Origin of the sequence: Streptomyces venezuelae, from assembly GCF_008642295.1 — a bacterium.
GTDB classification, from domain to species: Bacteria; Actinomycetota; Actinomycetes; order Streptomycetales; family Streptomycetaceae; genus Streptomyces; species Streptomyces venezuelae_C.
Genome location: NZ_CP029190.1, coordinates 2,003,925 through 2,020,262, shown reverse-complemented (window position 1 = coordinate 2,020,262; position 16,338 = coordinate 2,003,925). Strand labels below are relative to the sequence as shown.

Here is a 16,338-nt window from a genome sequence, read left to right as displayed (position 1 = left end):
GCGTCACACCCTCTCCCGACTTCTTGGGGATCACCATGAAGCCGTCACTTCCGTCCCTGGCGTCCACGCTGTTGTCGTCGGCCGTGATCGGCGCATCGGCACTGCTGCTCCCCGGGTCCACGGCCGTCGCGACCACCCCCGCAGCCACCTGCACCTTGACGGCCGAGTTCGATGCGCGGACGAGCGCAATCCACGTCGACGGCGCCGGGTTCCCCGCGAACAGCGAGGTACGCATCTCGGACCCGGGAGGCCCCGGCCAGATCGTGAAGGCCGACGCAGCGGGGGCGTTCCGCTTCAGCGCTCCGGGCACACCCGAGGACGCGGCACGCATCAAGATCACCGCCACCGGCAAGAATGTGCAAGTGCCCTGCACGCTGGTCGGCGCGCCCGCGCCTAAGGATCCGAAGCAGGAGCAAGAGGAGGCTCGCACCCAGTTCCGGAAGGGCTTCGCCGACGGCCGGGACGACGCGCGCGACGACTGTGAGAAGACACCCCCGAAGCCCGGAATCACAGGCCTGAACCCCGACTACGAAAGGGGCTACATCGCAGGCCAGAATGCCGGCTTCGCCCGCTTCTGCCAGGACGAGCGCTAAGGCTTGACCGAGCGGTAGTAGCGCCGAGCACCCTCGTGCAGCTCCAGCGGGTCCGTGTAGATCGCCGTACGGAGGTCCACCCGCTGGGCCGCGTGGACCTCCTGGCCGATGCCGTCCCGGCTGAGGATCACCGTGCGCGTGAACCGCTCGGTCAGCTCCGGACTGGTCTGTTCCGTCGTCACCAGCAGGTTCGGCACGGCCAGCGTGGTCACCGCCGAGGTGTTCCGCGCCCGCGCGTACGCGTCCTGCGGCATCACCGCCGCCCGGTAGTGGCGGGCCGGGCTCCCGCTGCCCTGGAGCTCCGGCACCAGGTCGCCCAGCGGCACCAGCCGGATCTCGAAGCGGTCCGACAGCTCCCGCACCGCGTTCGTCGGCAGGCCGCCGGACCAGAAGAACGCATCGATCCGCCCCGCCTCCAGCTCCGCCGGCATGGTGTCGATGCCGATGGACACCTCGGTGAGGTCCCGCCGCGGATCCAGCTTCGCCGCCGCCAGCAGCCGCTCCGAGATCAGCCGGACCCCCGACCCGGGCTGGCCGACCGCGACCCGCTTGCCCCGCAGGTCCCGGGCCGACTGCACCGGCGACCCCGCCGGCACCACCAGCTGGACGTAGTCGTCGTAGAGCCGGGCCACCCCGCGCAGCCCCTCGGCGCCGGGCTTTCCGTCCTCCCGGTACTTGGACACCGCGTCCGCCGTGGCCACCGTGAAGGCGGCCTTCCCGGAAGCCACCCGCTCCAGGTTCTCCTGCGAGCCCTCACTGGGCAGCAGCCGTACGTCCACCTCGGGTATGTCGCGGGCCAGCGCCTGCTCCAGCAGCGCCCCGTACCGGTGGTACACACCGGTCCGTACGCCGGTACTGAAGGTCAGCTCACCCGGCAGCTCCGTCTTCCCGAACGGCCACAGCCACCACAGCAGCACCCCGAGCAGGACGAGCCCGGCCACCAGACCCCGCACGGCGCGGCGCCTGCTGGGCCGCGGCATCCGGGGCGGTACGAGGGGCATGCGCGCGATCCTGCCAGCCGCCCGCGCTCCTGTCACGGTCCGGCCGACCGAGCCCGCCCGCGGCACCGCCTACCCTTGTTGCATGACCAGCAGCGACCGGAGCCAGGCAGTGGGCGTGAACAAGAGCTATGAGATCCGCACCTACGGGTGTCAGATGAACGTGCACGACTCCGAACGGCTCTCCGGTCTGCTGGAGGACGCGGGCTACGTCCGCGCCCCCGAAGGCTCCGACGGCGACGCCGACGTCGTCGTCTTCAACACCTGCGCGGTCCGGGAAAACGCCGACAACAAGCTGTACGGCAACCTCGGCCGGCTCGCCCCGATGAAGACCAGGCGCCCCGGCATGCAGATCGCCGTCGGCGGCTGCCTGGCGCAGAAGGACCGCGAGACCATCGTCGAGAAGGCCCCGTGGGTCGACGTGGTCTTCGGCACCCACAACATCGGCAAGCTGCCCGTCCTGCTGGAGCGCGCCCGCGTCCAGGAAGAGGCGCAGGTCGAGATCGCCGAGTCGCTGGAGGCCTTCCCCTCGACCCTGCCCACCCGGCGCGAGTCCGCCTACGCCGCCTGGGTCTCGATCTCCGTCGGCTGCAACAACACCTGCACCTTCTGCATCGTCCCGGCGCTGCGCGGCAAGGAGGAGGACCGTCGTCCCGGCGACATCCTCGCCGAGATCGAGGCGCTGGTCGGCGAGGGCGTCTCCGAGATCACCCTGCTCGGCCAGAACGTCAACGCGTACGGCTCCGACCTCGGCGACCGCGAGGCCTTCAGCAAGCTGCTGCGCGCCTGCGGCGAGATCGAGGGCCTGGAGCGGGTCCGCTTCACCTCCCCGCACCCGCGCGACTTCACCGACGACGTGATCGCGGCCATGGCCGAGACCCCGAACGTGATGCCGCAGCTGCACATGCCGCTGCAGTCCGGCTCCGACCCGATCCTCAAGGCGATGCGCCGCTCCTACCGGCAGGAGCGCTTCCTCGGGATCATCGAGAAGGTCCGCGCCGCCATCCCGCACGCGGCCATCTCCACCGACATCATCGTGGGCTTCCCCGGCGAGACCGAGGAGGACTTCCAGCAGACCATGCACACGGTCCGCGAGGCCCGCTTCGCCAACGCCTTCACCTTCCAGTACTCCAAGCGCCCCGGAACCCCGGCGGCCACCATGGAGGGGCAGATCCCCAAGGAGGTCGTCCAGGACCGCTACATGCGCCTGGTCGCCCTCCAGGAGGAGATCTCCTGGGAGGAGAACAAGAAGCAGGTCGGCCGCACCCTGGAGGTCATGGTCGCGGAGGGCGAGGGCCGCAAGGACGGCGCCACCCACCGCCTCTCCGGCCGCGCCCCCGACAACCGCCTGGTGCACTTCACCAAGCCGGATGCGGAGGTCCGCCCGGGGGATGTGGTGACCGTCGAGATCACCTACGCCGCCCCGCACCACCTGCTGGCCGAGGGCCCGACCACGGCCGTGCGCCGCACCCGCGCGGGCGACGCCTGGGAGAAGCGGAACGCCGCCCCGGCGCAGCCGCAGGGCGTCATGCTGGGCATCCCCACGCTGGGCGTTCCGGCCCCGCTCCCGGCGGCCACGGGCGGCTGCGCCCTTCCTTCCTGACGCGCCCCTGACGCGCCGCCGGTACGGCCCGGCCCTGGGGGGGGGCAAGGCTCCGCGGGCCGGGGCTCCGCGGGGCCGGGTGGCTGCGGTTAGGCTGCGATCATGCTCGTAGCCGCCGCCGTATGCCCCGCCCCGCCGCTGCTCGTCCCGGCCGTGGCCGCCGGGGCCGCCGAAGAGCTGCGCGATGCCCGCACCGCCTGCTCGGACGCGCTCGCCGTGCTCGCCGCCTCCCGGCCCGACCTCCTGGTGGTGGTCGGAGCCGCCGCCCGGGGCGGCGGGTACGACCAGGGAACCCGCGGGTCCTTCGCCGCATTCGGCGTGGACCTGACCGTCACCCTGGGCAATGACCCCGGCGAACCGAGCGGGGAGGCCACCGGGGACGAGCTTCCGGCCTCCCTCGCCGTCGGAGCCTGGCTGCTCCGGCAGGCCGGCTGGGAATCCGCCCCGATCGCCGGAGTGGCCGTCGCGGAGGGGCTCGACCCCGACGCCTGCGGCACGCTCGGCGCCGACCTCGGCGACTCCGCCGACCGGGTGGCCATGCTGGTGCTGGGCGACGGCAGTGCCTGCCGCACCCTGAAGGCCCCCGGCTATCTGGACGACCGGGCCGCGGCCTTCGACGACGCCGCCGCCCGGGCCCTCGGCTCGGCGGACGTACCGGCCCTCGAAGCGATCGATGCCGGACTCGCACAGGAACTCAAGGCGGCCGGCCGGGCGCCCTGGCAGGTACTGGCCGGCGCCGCCCGCAGCGCCCGCCTGGACGGCCGGCTGCTGTACGAGGACGCGCCCTACGGAGTCGGCTACTTCGTCGCCGCCTGGTCCTGACCGGGGCCACGGGAAAGGGACGCCGGGCAGTGCCCCGCGTCCCTTTCCGGTGACCGCGTCAGGAGGACGGAGACGCGGGCGGCGGGGTGGGCCCGCCCGGCTCGTCCTTGTGCGCGATCTTGCCCAGGGCGTCCTTCGCCTTGCTCGTGCCCGTCTCGATTCGGTCGCTGTACTTGCCCTTGGTCTTCGAGTCCACGGCCTTGGCGACCTTGTCCAGCCCGTGGCCGATCCGGCCCTCGTGCTGGTGCGCGAGATCCCCGACCTTGTCCTTGGCCGGGCCGAGCTTGGCCTTCAGATTGTCCAGCAGACCCATGGGTCACCTTCTCCTGGTGGTAGCTACCTCCGGGCGCCTTCTCCGGCCTCGCTGTCCGCGGCTGCCTCCGCGGTCTGCTGCTTCGGGATCTCCACTCCGTCCGCGGCGGCCGGCCCGGTTCCGCTCTTCGTCTCCGCTCCGCACTCCGCCTCAGCGGTCTCCGGAGCCTCCGCGGTCACCGCACCCGCCGCAGACTCCTCGGCCACCTCGGCCACCTCGGTCGAAGGCTCGTCCTTACGACGACGAAACCGATCAAAGACGCCCATGTCTACTCCTCCAACGTTACTCGTGCGGGTGAAGTTCCCCCCTGGTCACGGCGCGTCGCGCCGGCCGGAACCTCGCCAGGGCAACGACCTCGCGCACGGTCCGTCACGTAACTCGTTCGGGTAGCCGTCGCCGGGTTTGCGAGACTGTTCCGGTGAGAAGTGCAGCCCCCGCCCCGCGGGTCATCGCCGTCGTCGGTCCCACCGCAGCCGGAAAGTCCGATCTGGGCGTCGCCCTGGCCCGCCATTTCGACGGCGAGGTCGTCAACGCCGACTCCATGCAGCTCTACCGGGGGATGGACATCGGCACCGCCAAGCTGACGACCGAGGAACGCGGCGGCGTCCCGCACCACCTCCTCGACATCTGGGACGTCACCGAGACCGCCAGCGTCGCCGAGTACCAGCGGCTGGCCCGCGCCGAAATCGACAAGCTGCTCGCCGAGGGCCGCACCCCGGTGCTGGTCGGCGGCTCCGGCCTGTACGTCCGCGGGGCCCTGGACGCCATGGAGTTTCCCGGCACCGACCCGGCCGTCCGGGCCCGGCTGGAGGAGGAACTCGCCATCCGCGGCCCCGGCGCCCTGCACGCCCGCCTGGCCGCCGCCGACCCGGCCGCGGGCACGGCCATCCTGCCCAGCAACGGCCGCCGGATCGTCCGCGCCCTGGAGGTCATCGAGATCACCGGCCGACCCTTCACCGCCAATCTGCCCGGCCACGAATCCGTCTACGACTGCGTCCAGATCGGGGTGGACGTCGCCCGTCCGGAGCTCGACGAGCGGATCGCCCGCCGCGTCGACCGGATGTGGGAGGACGGCCTGGTCGAGGAGGTGCGCACGCTGGAGGCCCAGGGGCTGCGGGAGGGCGTCACCGCCTCCCGGGCGCTCGGCTACCAGCAGATCCTGGCCGCGTTCGCGGGGGAGTGCACGGAGGAGGAGGCGCGCGCCGAGACCGTGCGCGCCACCAAGCGGTTTGCGCGCCGTCAGGACTCCTGGTTCCGCCGCGACCCGCGCGTCCACTGGCTCAGCGGAGCCGCTGCCGACCGCGGGGAACTCGCCGGACTCGCGCAGTCGTTGGTCGAACGAGCGGTTACAGCCTGATCACGTGATGGCATCGGGACGCCCCGCACGCCTGTCGGGCGGCCCGTGGCGTGCCATCATCAAATTCCGACGGTGCAGTCACCGGCGGTGAACGGCAGCGTACGAAGTCCGAGTGGGGAGGGCACGTGGCGATGGAGGCCGGCCCTCGCGACACCGGGCGGGGCGACGCCCGGAGCGAAGCGGACCCAATGGTTCAGGACGTGGACCTCGCGCATGCGGGCGACCCCGACCTGGCGGATGCGGGTGACCCGGACCTGTCGGATCCGGCAGGCGCCCAGGACGGCCTGGGCCTGCCCGCCGAACCCGCCCGGCTGACCCCGGACGGCCCGGACAGCCCGGACGGCTCCGAGGAGACCTCCGGACCCGCCGTCGAGGTCGAGCTGCGCCCCCAGCGCCGCCTGCGGATCTGGCAGCTCGCCCCGATCGTCATGCTGGCCGCCGCCGGCTCCCTGATGTTCGCCTTCCCGCTCGCCTTCGAGTTCGGCGACGGCGGCGCGGTGGTCGCCATGCTCGGCCTCCTGATCAGCTCCTGCGCCGGCGGCTGGGGCATGATGGCCGCCCGCCGCGTCGGCTACACCTGGCCCGGCCTCCCGGCCCGCGGCTCCGGCATCCGCTCCGACTGGCGCGTGATCGCCCTCTACACCCTGATCACCCTGGCCCTGGTCGCCCTCGCGGTCTGGCGAGTGGCCCGGCTGAGATAGCCGACTGAGACGGCCGCGGGGCCGGCGGCGCGGGACGCGGCGGCGGAGCCCGGCCACAGCCGGCACCGTGGTCGCTACCATGAAGCCGTGACCAGCAGCCTCGCCTTCCTCAAGGGCCACGGGACCGAGAACGACTTCGTGATCATCCCGGACCCCGACAACGCCCTCGACCTGCCCGCCCCCGCCGTCGCCCGCCTCTGCGACCGCCGGGCCGGCCTCGGCGCGGACGGCATCCTGCACGTCGTACGCTCCGCCGCCCACCCCGAGGCCAAGGCCATGGCCGGCGAGGCCGAATGGTTCATGGACTACCGCAACAGCGACGGCTCCATCGCCGAGATGTGCGGCAACGGCGTCCGCGTCTTCGCCCGCTACCTCCAGCACGCCGGCCACGTCGAACCCGGTGACCTGGCGGTCGCCACCCGCGGCGGCATCAAGCAGGTCCACCTCCACAAGGACGGCTCCGTCACCGTCTCCATGGGCCGCGCCCTGCTCCCCGCCGGCGAGGTGACCGTCTCCGTCGGCGACCGCAGCTGGCCCGCCCGCAACGTCAACATGGGCAACCCGCACGCCGTCGCCTTCGTCGACACCCTCGACGACGCCGGCGACCTGTACGCGCCGCCGCCCTTCACCCCCGCCGCCGCCTACCCGGACGGCGTCAACGTCGAGTTCGTCGCCGACCGCGGCCCCCGCCACGTCGCCATGCGCGTCCACGAGCGCGGCTCCGGCGAAACCCGCTCCTGCGGCACCGGCGCCTGCGCGGTGGCCGTCGCCACCGCCCGCCGCGACGGCGCCGACCCCGCCGTCACCGGCGAACCGGTCACGTACACCGTGGACGTCCTCGGCGGCACCCTGACCATCACCGAGACCCCCGACGGCTCCGTCGAGATGACCGGACCGGCCGTGATCGTCGCCGCCGGAGAGTTCGATCCGGCCTGGCTCACCGAAACGGCTTTCGGCTGAAGATTCCCTCTCATGGGTGATCCGTTTCACGCTCAGCGAGAGGTGCACTCCGCCACGTGGTGGGGTCGGTAACATCAGACACCGGCCCTGAGGGCTCACCCCATGCCCACCACCGCCGGTCGAAGCCGCCGGAGGTGCCCATGAGTGCAGAGGCCACGAACCCCGACGCACGCCCTGAGCTCCGCAGACGCGGTCGCACCCGCCTCGATCTGCGCAGGCTGGGGCGTGCCGCCCTGCTGGGACCGACCCCCCGGGACCGGCTCCCGGACGCCATCAGCCACGTCGCCGAGGCACACCGCGCCCACCACCCCGACGCGGACCTGTCCGTGCTCCGCCGGGCCTACATGCTCGCCGAGTCCTCCCACCGCGGCCAGATGCGCAAGAGCGGCGAGCCCTACATCACCCACCCGCTCGCCGTCACCCTGATCCTCGCCGAACTCGGCGCCGAGACCACCACCCTGACGGCCTCCCTCCTCCACGACACCGTGGAGGACACCGAGGTGACCCTCGATCAGGTACGCGCCGAATTCGGCGACGAGGTCTGCTTCATTGTCGACGGCGTCACCAAACTCGAAAAGGTCGACTACGGGGCCGCAGCCGAGCCCGAAACCTTCCGCAAGATGCTCGTCGCCACCGGCAACGACGTCCGGGTGATGTCGATCAAGCTCGCCGACCGGCTGCACAACATGCGCACCCTCGGCGTGATGCGCCCCGAAAAACAGGTCCGCATCGCCCGGGTCACCCGCGACGTCCTCATCCCGCTCGCCGAACGGCTCGGCGTCCAGGCCCTCAAATCGGAACTGGAAGACCTGGTCTTCGCGATCCTGCACCCGGAGGAGTACGAGCACACCCGCGCCCTCATCGCCGCCCACGCAGGGGAAGAGGACCCGCTGCCCCGCGTCGCCGACGCCATCCGGGCCGTGCTGCGCGAGGCCGGCATCCAGGCCGAGGTGCTCATCCGGTCCCGGCACTTCGTCTCCATCCACCGCATCGCCCGCAAACGCGGCGAACTGCGCGGCTCCGACTTCGGACGGCTGCTGGTCCTGGTCGGCGAGAACGCCGACTGCTACGCCGCCCTCGGCGAACTGCACACCTGCTTCACCCCGGTGGTCTCCGAATTCAAGGACTTCATCGCGGTACCCAAGTTCAACCTGTACCAATCGCTGCACACCGCCGTCGCCACCCCCGACGGCGAGGTCGCCGAGGTCATCGTCCGCACCCGCCAGATGCACCGGGTCGCGGAGGCGGGCGTGGTCGCGCTCGGCAACCCGTACGCCCTCCCGGAGACCGCAGCCACCGGGGCCGGCGCCGACGGCGGGGAGGCCGAGGAGGAACGGGCCGACCCCACCCGCCCCGGCTGGCTGTCCCGGCTGCTCGACTGGCAGCAGTCCGCACCCGACGCCGACACCTTCTGGAGCTCGCTGCGCGCCGAACTCGCCCAGGACCGCGAGATCACCGTGTTCCGCGCCGACGGCGGCGGCCGGCTCGGCCTCCCGGCCGGCGCCACCTGTATCGACGCGGCCTACGCCCAGCACGGCGAGGCCGCCCACGGCTGTATCGGCGCCCGCGTCAACGGGCGGCTGACCTCCCTGGCCAGCCCGCTGGCCGACGGGGACACCGTGCAGCTGCTGCTCTCCCAGGACGCCTCCTCCGGGCCCGCCCCCGACTGGCTGGACCACGCCCGCACCCCGGCCGCCCGGATCGCCATCGGCAGCTGGCTCCGGTCCCATCCGGACGGCGGCCGGACCGACCCGGCAGCCCCCCGGGCCCCGCTGTCCGTGGTCGGAGCCCGCGGTGGCGGCGGCAACGCGGTCGTCGACCTGCCCGACGCCCCCGTCCGGCTGGCCGGCTGCTGCACCCCGGTCCCGCCGGACTCCGTCGCCGGCTTCGTGGTCCGCGGCGGGGCCGTCACCGTGCACCGGATCCACTGCCCGGCCGTGGCCCGGATGCGCTCCCTCGGCCGCACCTCCGTCGCCGTCCACTGGCGGGCCACCGCCGACTGCCGGGTCACCCTGGTCGCCGAATCGTTCGGCCGCCCCCATCTGCTGGCCGACCTCACCGAAGCCATCTCCCGCGAGGGCGTCGACATCGTCTCCGCCACCGTGGAACCCCCGACCGAACAGCGCGTCCGGCACCGGTACACCCTCCAGCTCCCCGACGCCACCCTGCTGCCGGCCCTGATGCGGGCCATGCGCGACGTACCGGGGGTGTACGACGTCAGCCGGGCCTGAGGGCCGGCCGGGCCGCGAGCAGGCCGGGCAGGCCGGGGAGGCCGGGCCGGGCAGCGGGCTCCGCGCAGCGGCCCGCCGCCGCCCCGTTCGGGTGGGCCCCACGCCCCGGCCGCCGCGCCGTCCCGCCCCGCGCCGCCCGCACTGGTATCGCGTAGGGGATGCGTCTCACCTCCCCCCGCCTGCGCGCCGCCCTGCTCGCCACGGCCTCCCTCTCCCTCGTCGCCGCCGTGGCACCTCCGCCCCAGGCCCTCGGCATTGGCGACCGGCTCTTCCCGGAGCTGGGAAACCCCGGATACGACGTCCTCTCCTACGACCTGTCGCTCACCTACAAGGACAACCGCTCCCCGCTCGACGCCGTCACCGTCATCGACGCCCGCACCCTCCAGCAGCTCGACCGCATCAACCTGGACTTCACCCACGGCACCGTGCAGTCCGCCCAGGTCAACGGGGCTCCGGCAGAGTTCGTGAGCGCCGGGGAGGACCTGGTCCTCACCCCGCCCCGCCCGGTCGCCGACAACGCGCCCCTGCGCATCACCCTCCGCCACACCAGCGACCCGCGCGGCCGGGGGGACGGCGGCTGGGTCCCCACCCAGGACGGCCTCGCCATGGCCAACCAGGCCGACGCCGCCCACCGCGTCTTCCCCTGCAACGACCACCCCGCCGACAAGGCGTACTTCACCTTCCGGATCACCGCCCCGGACGGGAAGACCGCCGTCGCCAACGGTCTGCCCCTCGCCGCGCCGCACCGCGTCGCCACCGGAACCGCCGCTGCCGCCACCACCTGGACGTACCGGACCCGGCACCCCATGGCCACCGAGCTGGCCCAGGTCTCCATCGGCACCTCCGCGGTCGTCCACCGGACCGGCCCGCACGGGCTGCCGCTGCGTGACGTGGTCCCCGCCGCCGACCGCGAGCGGCTGGAACCCTGGCTGAAGAAGACCCCCGGGCACCTCGCCTGGATGGAGGAGCGGGTCGGCCCCTACCCCTTCGAGACCTACGGCGTACTGATCGCCGACGCCACCACCGGCTTCGAGCTGGAGACCCAGACCCTCTCGCTCTTCGAACGGGGCATCTTCACCGGCGCCGGCTACCCGGAGTGGTACGTCGAGGCCGTCATGGTCCACGAACTCGCCCACCAGTGGTTCGGCGACAGCGTCACCCCGCGCACCTGGTCCGACCTGTGGCTCAACGAGGGACACGCCACCTGGTACGAAGCCCTCTACGCCGACGGCCTCGGCAAGTACTCCCTGGAACGCCGGATGAAGGAGGCCTACCAGCGCTCCGACCAGTGGCGGGCGGCCGGCGGCCCGCCGGCCGCCCCCAAGGGCCCCGAGCCCGGCAAGAAGATCAGCCTGTTCCGGCCGGTGGTGTACGACGGCTCCGCCCTGGTCCTGTACGCGCTGCGGCAGGAGATCGGCAGCGCCGCCTTCGACCGGATCCAGCGCCGCTGGGTCGCCGAGCACGCGGACTCCGTGGCCGGCACCGAGGACTTCGTACGCCTGGCCTCCCAGGAGGCGGGACGGGACCTCACCGCCTTCCTGCAGCCCTGGCTGTACGGGAAGAAGACGCCGCCGATGCCCGGGCACCCCGACTGGAGCGGCGGGACCGGTGGGAAGGCCACGCCGAAAAGGGTGTGACGCCCGCGGAACGGGCATGCCACCATCGAGGGCATGCCCCCGAGGGGCAGCCCCCGCGGGGAATCCTCCGCCGGTGTGACACGTTGTACCCGTACAGCACGGGCCGGGCACCGGCCAGGCCCCGTGCACACCACCAGATACACCACCACGCACACGACGTAAGGATCCAATGACCTCCTCTTCTTCCCCTTCACAGGACGCACAGAGCTATACCGAGAGCCTTCGGGCCGATGCCCTGATGGAAGAGGACGTCGCCTGGAGCCACGAGATCGACGGAGAGCGGGACGGCTACCAGTTCGACCGCTCCGAGCGGGCCGCCCTGCGCCGGGTCGCCGGCCTCTCCACCGAGCTCGAAGACGTCACCGAGGTCGAGTACCGGCAGCTGCGCCTGGAGCGCGTGGTGCTGGTCGGAGTCTGGACCTCGGGGACCGTGCAGGACGCGGACAACTCCCTCGCGGAGCTCGCGGCGCTCGCCGAGACGGCGGGTGCCCTGGTGCTCGACGGCGTGATCCAGCGCCGTGACAAGCCGGACCCGGCCACCTTCATCGGTTCCGGCAAGGCGCGCGAGCTGCGGGACATCGTCGTCGAGACCGGCGCCGACACCGTCGTCTGCGACGGCGAGCTCAGCCCCGGCCAGCTCATCGCCCTTGAGGACGTCGTCAAGGTCAAGGTGGTCGACCGGACCGCGCTGATCCTCGACATCTTCGCCCAGCACGCCAAGTCCCGAGAGGGCAAGGCCCAGGTCGCCCTCGCGCAGATGCAGTACATGCTGCCGCGGCTGCGCGGCTGGGGTCAGTCGCTGTCCCGGCAGATGGGTGGCGGCGGCGGTGGCGGCATGGCCACCCGAGGCCCCGGTGAGACCAAGATCGAGACGGACCGGCGCCGGATCCGCGAGAAGATGGCGAAGATGCGCCGGGAGATCGCGGAGATGAAGACCGGCCGCGACCTCAAGCGGCAGGAGCGCAAGCGCAACAAGGTGCCGTCGGTGGCCATCGCCGGCTACACCAACGCCGGCAAGTCCTCGCTGCTCAACCGGCTCACCGGCGCGGGCGTGCTGGTGGAGAACGCCCTGTTCGCCACCCTCGACCCGACCGTGCGCCGGGCCGAGACGCCGACCGGCCGGATCTACACCCTGGCCGACACGGTCGGCTTCGTCCGGCACCTGCCGCACCACCTGGTCGAGGCCTTCCGATCCACGATGGAGGAGGTCGGCGACTCCGACCTGATCCTGCACATCGTGGACGGATCGCACCCGGCGCCGGAGGAGCAGCTGGCCGCCGTGCGCGAGGTGATCCGCGAGGTGGGCGCCGTCGACGTGCCCGAGATCGTGGTGATCAACAAGGCCGACGCCGCGGACCCGCTGGTCCTGCAGCGGCTGCTGCGCATCGAGAAGCACTCCCTCGCCGTCTCCGCCCGCACCGGGCAGGGCATCGAGGAACTGCTCGCACTGATCGACGCCGAACTGCCGCGGCCCGCGGTCGAGGTCGAGGCGCTGGTCCCGTACACCCGGGGCTCGCTCGTCGCCCGGGCGCACGCCGAGGGGGAGGTCCTCTCCGAGGAGCACACCCCGGAGGGCACCCTGCTCAAGGCGCGGGTGCACCAGGAACTGGCCGCGGACCTCGCTCCGTACGTCCCGGTCGCCCGCTGACGGCGCACGAAACGGCTGTGGCCCCTGCCGAGAGGCAGGGGCCACAGCCGTTTTCCGTCCGGGGAACCGGCGGCCGGCCGGAAGCCGGCTAGCGGCCGGCGAACTTCTTGCTCACGGCATCGAAGATGCCCTTGGCCTCCGGGCCCAGTCGCGGGCCGGCCAGCCAGGACGCCTTCGCCGGGCCGATCGAGGTGTTCGACACCAGGGCCGGCTTGCCGTCGGCACCCGCGGCCACCCAGCCGCCGCCCGAGGAACCGCCGGTCATGGTGCAGCCGATGCGGTACATCACCGGGTCCGTCTGGTTCAGCGAGAGCCGGCCGGGCTTGTCGGTGCACTGGAAGGCCTTCTGGCCGTCGAACGGCGCCGCAGCCGGGTAGCCGGTCGCCGTCATCTTGGCGATCTTCGGCACGGCGGTGGCGTTGAAGTCCACCGGCAGGGCCGAACCGACCGTCTCCTCCAGGGACTTGCCCGAGGAGCCCTTCTCCGGGGTCACGTGCAGCACCGCGAAGTCGTAGGGGGCACCCGCGCCGCCGACCGGGCCGCCGGTGGTGATCCACTGGTTGGAGGTCTGCGCCCAGTCACTCCACCACACGCCGTACGGAGCCACCTGGTCGCGGCTCGCACCCTTGAGCGCGGCCTGCGACTTGCCTCCGTTGTTGTAGGAGGGCACGAAGGCGATGTTGCGGTACCAGCCGCCCTTCGCACCGGCGTGCACACAGTGCCCGGCCGTCCACACCAGGTTGGACTTGCCCGGGCGCGCCGGGTCCTTCACCACGGTGGCGGAGCAGACCATCGAGCCCTCGGGGCCGTCGAAGAAGACCTTGCCGGCCTCCGGAACGCTCTGGTGGTACGTCGGCGCGACCGCCTTCGCGGGAACGGCCGCCGGAGTCGGGTCGGTGACGCCCTGGTCCTTGCCGAGGTCCGCGTCGGTGCCGGGCCGCTCGGGCTTCTGCGCGTCACGCATGCGGTCGGGGTCCCACAGGTCCTCGATGATCGGGTTGATGTAGTCCTCGGCCTCGCGCAGCCAGTCCTCCTTCTTCCAGTCCTTCCAGGCACCTCCCTTCCACTTGTCCAGGTCGATGCCGCGCTCCTTGAGCTTGTCCTTCAGCTGATCCGGGATCTTGATCCCGTCGGACCCGGGGCTGCTGGCCGCCACGGTCGGCTTGGCGTCGCCGCCGGCCTGGTCGTCGCCCGGCCCGCAGGCCGCCGCGGTCAGCGATAGCGCAACCGCGCAGAGTACGGCGGTGACCGGTCGCATCGGTCGCATGTCGTGAATCCCCCATGGTGTTCGAGACGTTCGGGACGTGGAATGCAAGCCCCCACTATGCCGATGCCGTTGGGGACGGCACAGGGCGGGTCTGCGGTTCCGGCAAGGATCTTGCAACTACCCGTGATCCCCCGGAGACACGGTCGTTGGTACGTACGGGGGAAGCGGGGCAGCGTTCACGTTCGAAGCGCCATCCATTCGAAGCGCCATATCCGCGAAGCACGGACGTTGGCCGAAGCCACGGATCTGGAACCCGGCACCTCTGATCCCCTCCAAGGAACCCCAGTGACCTCCACTCCCGAACCGTCCCGTTCCACCGGCACCCCGCACGAGGGCGTTCCCGCGCAGGCCGCCGTCCCGCGGCAGTCGCAGGGCACACCCCGGCCCGGCCCGGCGGACGCGGCCCCGCAGATCCACCCCGCCCCGCCGCACCGCGACCCGCTGGACCGCGACCCGCTGGACCGCGACCCGCTGGACCACCCCGACCCGGAGGCCGCCGCGGACGCAGCCGCCACCGAGAACCTGCTCCGCTGCTGGGTCCGGGAGAAGGCCCTGACCCGGCCCCCGGCAGGCAGCCGGCTCCGGATCGCGCTGCCCGCCTCCGGGATCACCCTGCTCGTCCCCGTCCGCCACTGGTCCCCGGCCGGCTGGCACCGCTTCGGCCCCGCCCGTATCGACGGCAGCCCGGCCGACGCCCCCGACGTGGACGCGGTCACCGTCGCCGCCCTCCTCACCCGCGAGGCCAGATCCGGTACCACCGACCTGGTCGGCCGGGTCTCCGACTCGGTCCGCCGGACCGCGTCCTTCCTCGCCGACCGGCGCGCCCGCCCCGCCGCCCCCGCTCCCGTGGACCACCACCTCTTCCTCACCGGCGAACAGTCCCTGCTGCTCGGACACCCCCTCCACCCGACCCCCAAGAGCCGCGAAGGACTCTCCGAGGCCGAAGCCCGGCGCTACTCACCCGAACTGCACGGCTCCTTCCCCCTCCACTGGACCGCCGTCCACCCCTCCGTCCTCGCCACCGACTCCGCCTGGACCGAACGGGGCCGGACCATCACAGCCGCCCAGCTGCTGACCCGGCTCGCCCCCGGCCTCCCGCTCCCCGAAGGCACCGCCCCCCTGCCCCTGCACCCCTGGCAGGCCCGCGACCTGTTCCAGCGCCCCGCCGTGGCCGCCCTCATCGACGCAGGCCTCCTCCACGATCTCGGCCCGTACGGCGCCCCCTGGTACCCCACCTCCTCGCTCCGCACCGTCCTGCAGCCCGGCGCCCCCGCCATGCTCAAGCTCTCCCTGGGTCTGCCCATCACCAACTCCCGCCGGGAGAACCTCCGCAAGGAACTCCACCGCGGAGTCGAGGTGCACCGACTCCTCCGCGCCGGCCTCGCCGAACAGTGGCAGGCCGTCCACCCCGGCTTCGACATCGTCCGCGACCCCGCCTGGATCGCCGTCGACACCCCCGACGGCACCGGCACCGCCGTCCCCGGACTCGATGTCCTGCTGCGCCACCAGCCCTTCCGACCCGGCGACGACGCCCTCTGCATCGCCGCGCTCACCTCCCCCCGTCCCTGGCCCGGCCGGGACACCCTGCACTCCCGGCTCGCCGAACTCGTCTCCCGGCTCGCCGCCCGCACCGGCCGCCGGGCCTCCGCCGTCGCCGCCGAGTGGTTCCTCCGCTACCTCGACCACGTCGTGCTGCCGGTCCTCGCCCTCGACGCCGCCGCCGGCATCGCCCTCGAAGCGCACCAGCAGAACACCCTGGTCCTCCTCGACCGCGACGGCTGGCCCACCGGTGGCCGCTACCGCGACAACCAGGGCTACTACTTCCGCGAGTCCCACCGCGCAGCCCTCGACGCCCGGCTCCCCGGCATCGGCACCACCAGCGACACCTTCGTCTCCGACGCCGTCACCGACGAACGCTTCGCCTACTACCTCGGCATCAACAACGTGCTCGGCCTCATCGGAGCCTTCGGCTCCCAAGGACTCGCCGACGAACGCGTCCTCCTCGCCGCCTTCCGCCGCTTCCTCGGCAAGGCCGCCGCGCTCGGACCGCTGCCCGCCCAGCTCCTCGACTCACCCACCCTCCGCTGCAAGGCGAATCTCCTCACCCGCCTGGGCGGCCTCGACGAACTCGTCGGCCCCGTCGACACCCAGTCCGTCTACGTCACCATCGCCAACCCCCTCCACGACTGACCGAACGGACCGAACCGG

General features: G+C 72.6%; 14 protein-coding genes. 10 read left to right on the top strand and 4 right to left on the bottom strand.

The window, feature by feature from the left end:
- The first annotated feature begins 35 nt into the window (after positions 1-35).
- Positions 36-593, top strand: coding sequence for a hypothetical protein (locus DEJ50_RS08730; protein WP_190344367.1), 558 nt, complete (start codon positions 36-38; stop codon positions 591-593).
- On the opposite strand, the gene DEJ50_RS08725 is transcribed toward DEJ50_RS08730, so the two are convergent.
- Positions 590-1,594, bottom strand: coding sequence for a TAXI family TRAP transporter solute-binding subunit (locus DEJ50_RS08725; RefSeq protein ID WP_150207006.1), 1,005 nt, complete (start codon positions 1,592-1,594; stop codon positions 590-592). The genes DEJ50_RS08730 and DEJ50_RS08725 overlap by 4 nt on opposite strands.
- A gap of 82 nt (positions 1,595-1,676) precedes the next feature.
- On the opposite strand from DEJ50_RS08725, the gene miaB reads away from it, so the two are divergent.
- Both miaB and DEJ50_RS08710 read left to right on the top strand, forming a co-directional pair.
- Complete coding sequence (gene miaB, locus DEJ50_RS08720; protein WP_150207005.1) at positions 1,677-3,194, top strand: tRNA (N6-isopentenyl adenosine(37)-C2)-methylthiotransferase MiaB; 1,518 nt, start codon at positions 1,677-1,679, stop codon at positions 3,192-3,194.
- Between the two features lie 102 nt (positions 3,195-3,296).
- On the top strand, positions 3,297-4,016 hold the full coding sequence (locus DEJ50_RS08710) for a class III extradiol dioxygenase subunit B-like domain-containing protein (protein ID WP_150207004.1): 720 nt from the start codon (positions 3,297-3,299) through the stop codon (positions 4,014-4,016).
- A gap of 58 nt (positions 4,017-4,074) precedes the next feature.
- Here DEJ50_RS08710 and DEJ50_RS08705 read toward each other — a convergent pair whose 3' ends face one another.
- Entirely contained in the window at positions 4,075-4,329 is a 255-nt protein-coding gene (locus DEJ50_RS08705; protein ID WP_150207003.1) for an antitoxin, read from the bottom strand.
- 23 nt (positions 4,330-4,352) lie between these two features.
- Positions 4,353-4,595: a hypothetical protein gene (locus tag DEJ50_RS08700; protein WP_150207002.1), complete on the bottom strand. Its 243-nt coding sequence runs from the start codon at positions 4,593-4,595 to the stop codon at positions 4,353-4,355.
- Positions 4,596-4,747: 152 nt separating this feature from the next.
- Here DEJ50_RS08700 and miaA point away from each other — a divergent pair, with 152 nt between their 5' ends.
- From miaA to hflX, 6 genes are all read left to right on the top strand, one after another.
- Positions 4,748-5,686, top strand: a complete 939-nt coding sequence (gene miaA / locus DEJ50_RS08695; protein WP_150207001.1) for a tRNA (adenosine(37)-N6)-dimethylallyltransferase MiaA — start codon at positions 4,748-4,750, stop codon at positions 5,684-5,686.
- A 125-nt stretch (positions 5,687-5,811) separates the two neighbouring features.
- Positions 5,812-6,387, top strand: a complete 576-nt coding sequence (locus DEJ50_RS08690; protein WP_150207000.1) for a hypothetical protein — start codon at positions 5,812-5,814, stop codon at positions 6,385-6,387.
- A gap of 87 nt (positions 6,388-6,474) precedes the next feature.
- Entirely contained in the window at positions 6,475-7,347 is an 873-nt protein-coding gene (gene dapF, locus DEJ50_RS08685; RefSeq protein WP_150206999.1) for a diaminopimelate epimerase, read from the top strand.
- A gap of 140 nt (positions 7,348-7,487) precedes the next feature.
- Positions 7,488-9,578 (top strand): RelA/SpoT family protein, encoded by a 2,091-nt coding sequence (locus DEJ50_RS08680; protein ID WP_150206998.1) that lies wholly within the window; start codon positions 7,488-7,490, stop codon positions 9,576-9,578.
- Between the two features lie 158 nt (positions 9,579-9,736).
- Positions 9,737-11,215, top strand: coding sequence for a M1 family metallopeptidase (locus tag DEJ50_RS08675; protein ID WP_150206997.1), 1,479 nt, complete (start codon positions 9,737-9,739; stop codon positions 11,213-11,215).
- 169 nt (positions 11,216-11,384) lie between these two features.
- Positions 11,385-12,863, top strand: coding sequence for a GTPase HflX (hflX, locus tag DEJ50_RS08670; RefSeq protein ID WP_150206996.1), 1,479 nt, complete (start codon positions 11,385-11,387; stop codon positions 12,861-12,863).
- Positions 12,864-12,951: 88 nt separating this feature from the next.
- Here hflX and DEJ50_RS08665 read toward each other — a convergent pair whose 3' ends face one another.
- Complete coding sequence (locus DEJ50_RS08665; RefSeq protein WP_150206995.1) at positions 12,952-14,130, bottom strand: trypsin-like serine peptidase; 1,179 nt, start codon at positions 14,128-14,130, stop codon at positions 12,952-12,954.
- A gap of 246 nt (positions 14,131-14,376) precedes the next feature.
- Here DEJ50_RS08665 and DEJ50_RS08660 point away from each other — a divergent pair, with 246 nt between their 5' ends.
- The gene (locus tag DEJ50_RS08660) at positions 14,377-16,320 is read left to right on the top strand and encodes an IucA/IucC family protein (RefSeq protein WP_411757675.1); all 1,944 of its coding nucleotides are present in this window, start codon (positions 14,377-14,379) and stop codon (positions 16,318-16,320) included.
- Positions 16,321-16,338: the final 18 nt, after the last annotated feature.

Excerpts from the sequence above, each read along its gene's own strand:
- DEJ50_RS08730 (WP_190344367.1), top strand. The coding sequence starts at position 36 with ATGAAGCCGTCACTTCCGTCCCTGGCGTCCACGCTGTTGTCGTCGGCC.
- DEJ50_RS08725 (WP_150207006.1), bottom strand. The coding sequence starts at position 1,594 with ATGCCCCTCGTACCGCCCCGGATGCCGCGGCCCAGCAGGCGCCGCGCC.
- miaB (WP_150207005.1), top strand. The coding sequence starts at position 1,677 with ATGACCAGCAGCGACCGGAGCCAGGCAGTGGGCGTGAACAAGAGCTAT.
- DEJ50_RS08710 (WP_150207004.1), top strand. The coding sequence starts at position 3,297 with ATGCTCGTAGCCGCCGCCGTATGCCCCGCCCCGCCGCTGCTCGTCCCG.
- DEJ50_RS08705 (WP_150207003.1), bottom strand. The coding sequence starts at position 4,329 with ATGGGTCTGCTGGACAATCTGAAGGCCAAGCTCGGCCCGGCCAAGGAC.
- DEJ50_RS08700 (WP_150207002.1), bottom strand. The coding sequence starts at position 4,595 with ATGGGCGTCTTTGATCGGTTTCGTCGTCGTAAGGACGAGCCTTCGACC.
- DEJ50_RS08680 (WP_150206998.1), top strand. The coding sequence starts at position 7,488 with ATGAGTGCAGAGGCCACGAACCCCGACGCACGCCCTGAGCTCCGCAGA.
- DEJ50_RS08675 (WP_150206997.1), top strand. The coding sequence starts at position 9,737 with ATGCGTCTCACCTCCCCCCGCCTGCGCGCCGCCCTGCTCGCCACGGCC.
- hflX (WP_150206996.1), top strand. The coding sequence starts at position 11,385 with ATGACCTCCTCTTCTTCCCCTTCACAGGACGCACAGAGCTATACCGAG.
- DEJ50_RS08665 (WP_150206995.1), bottom strand. The coding sequence starts at position 14,130 with ATGCGACCGATGCGACCGGTCACCGCCGTACTCTGCGCGGTTGCGCTA.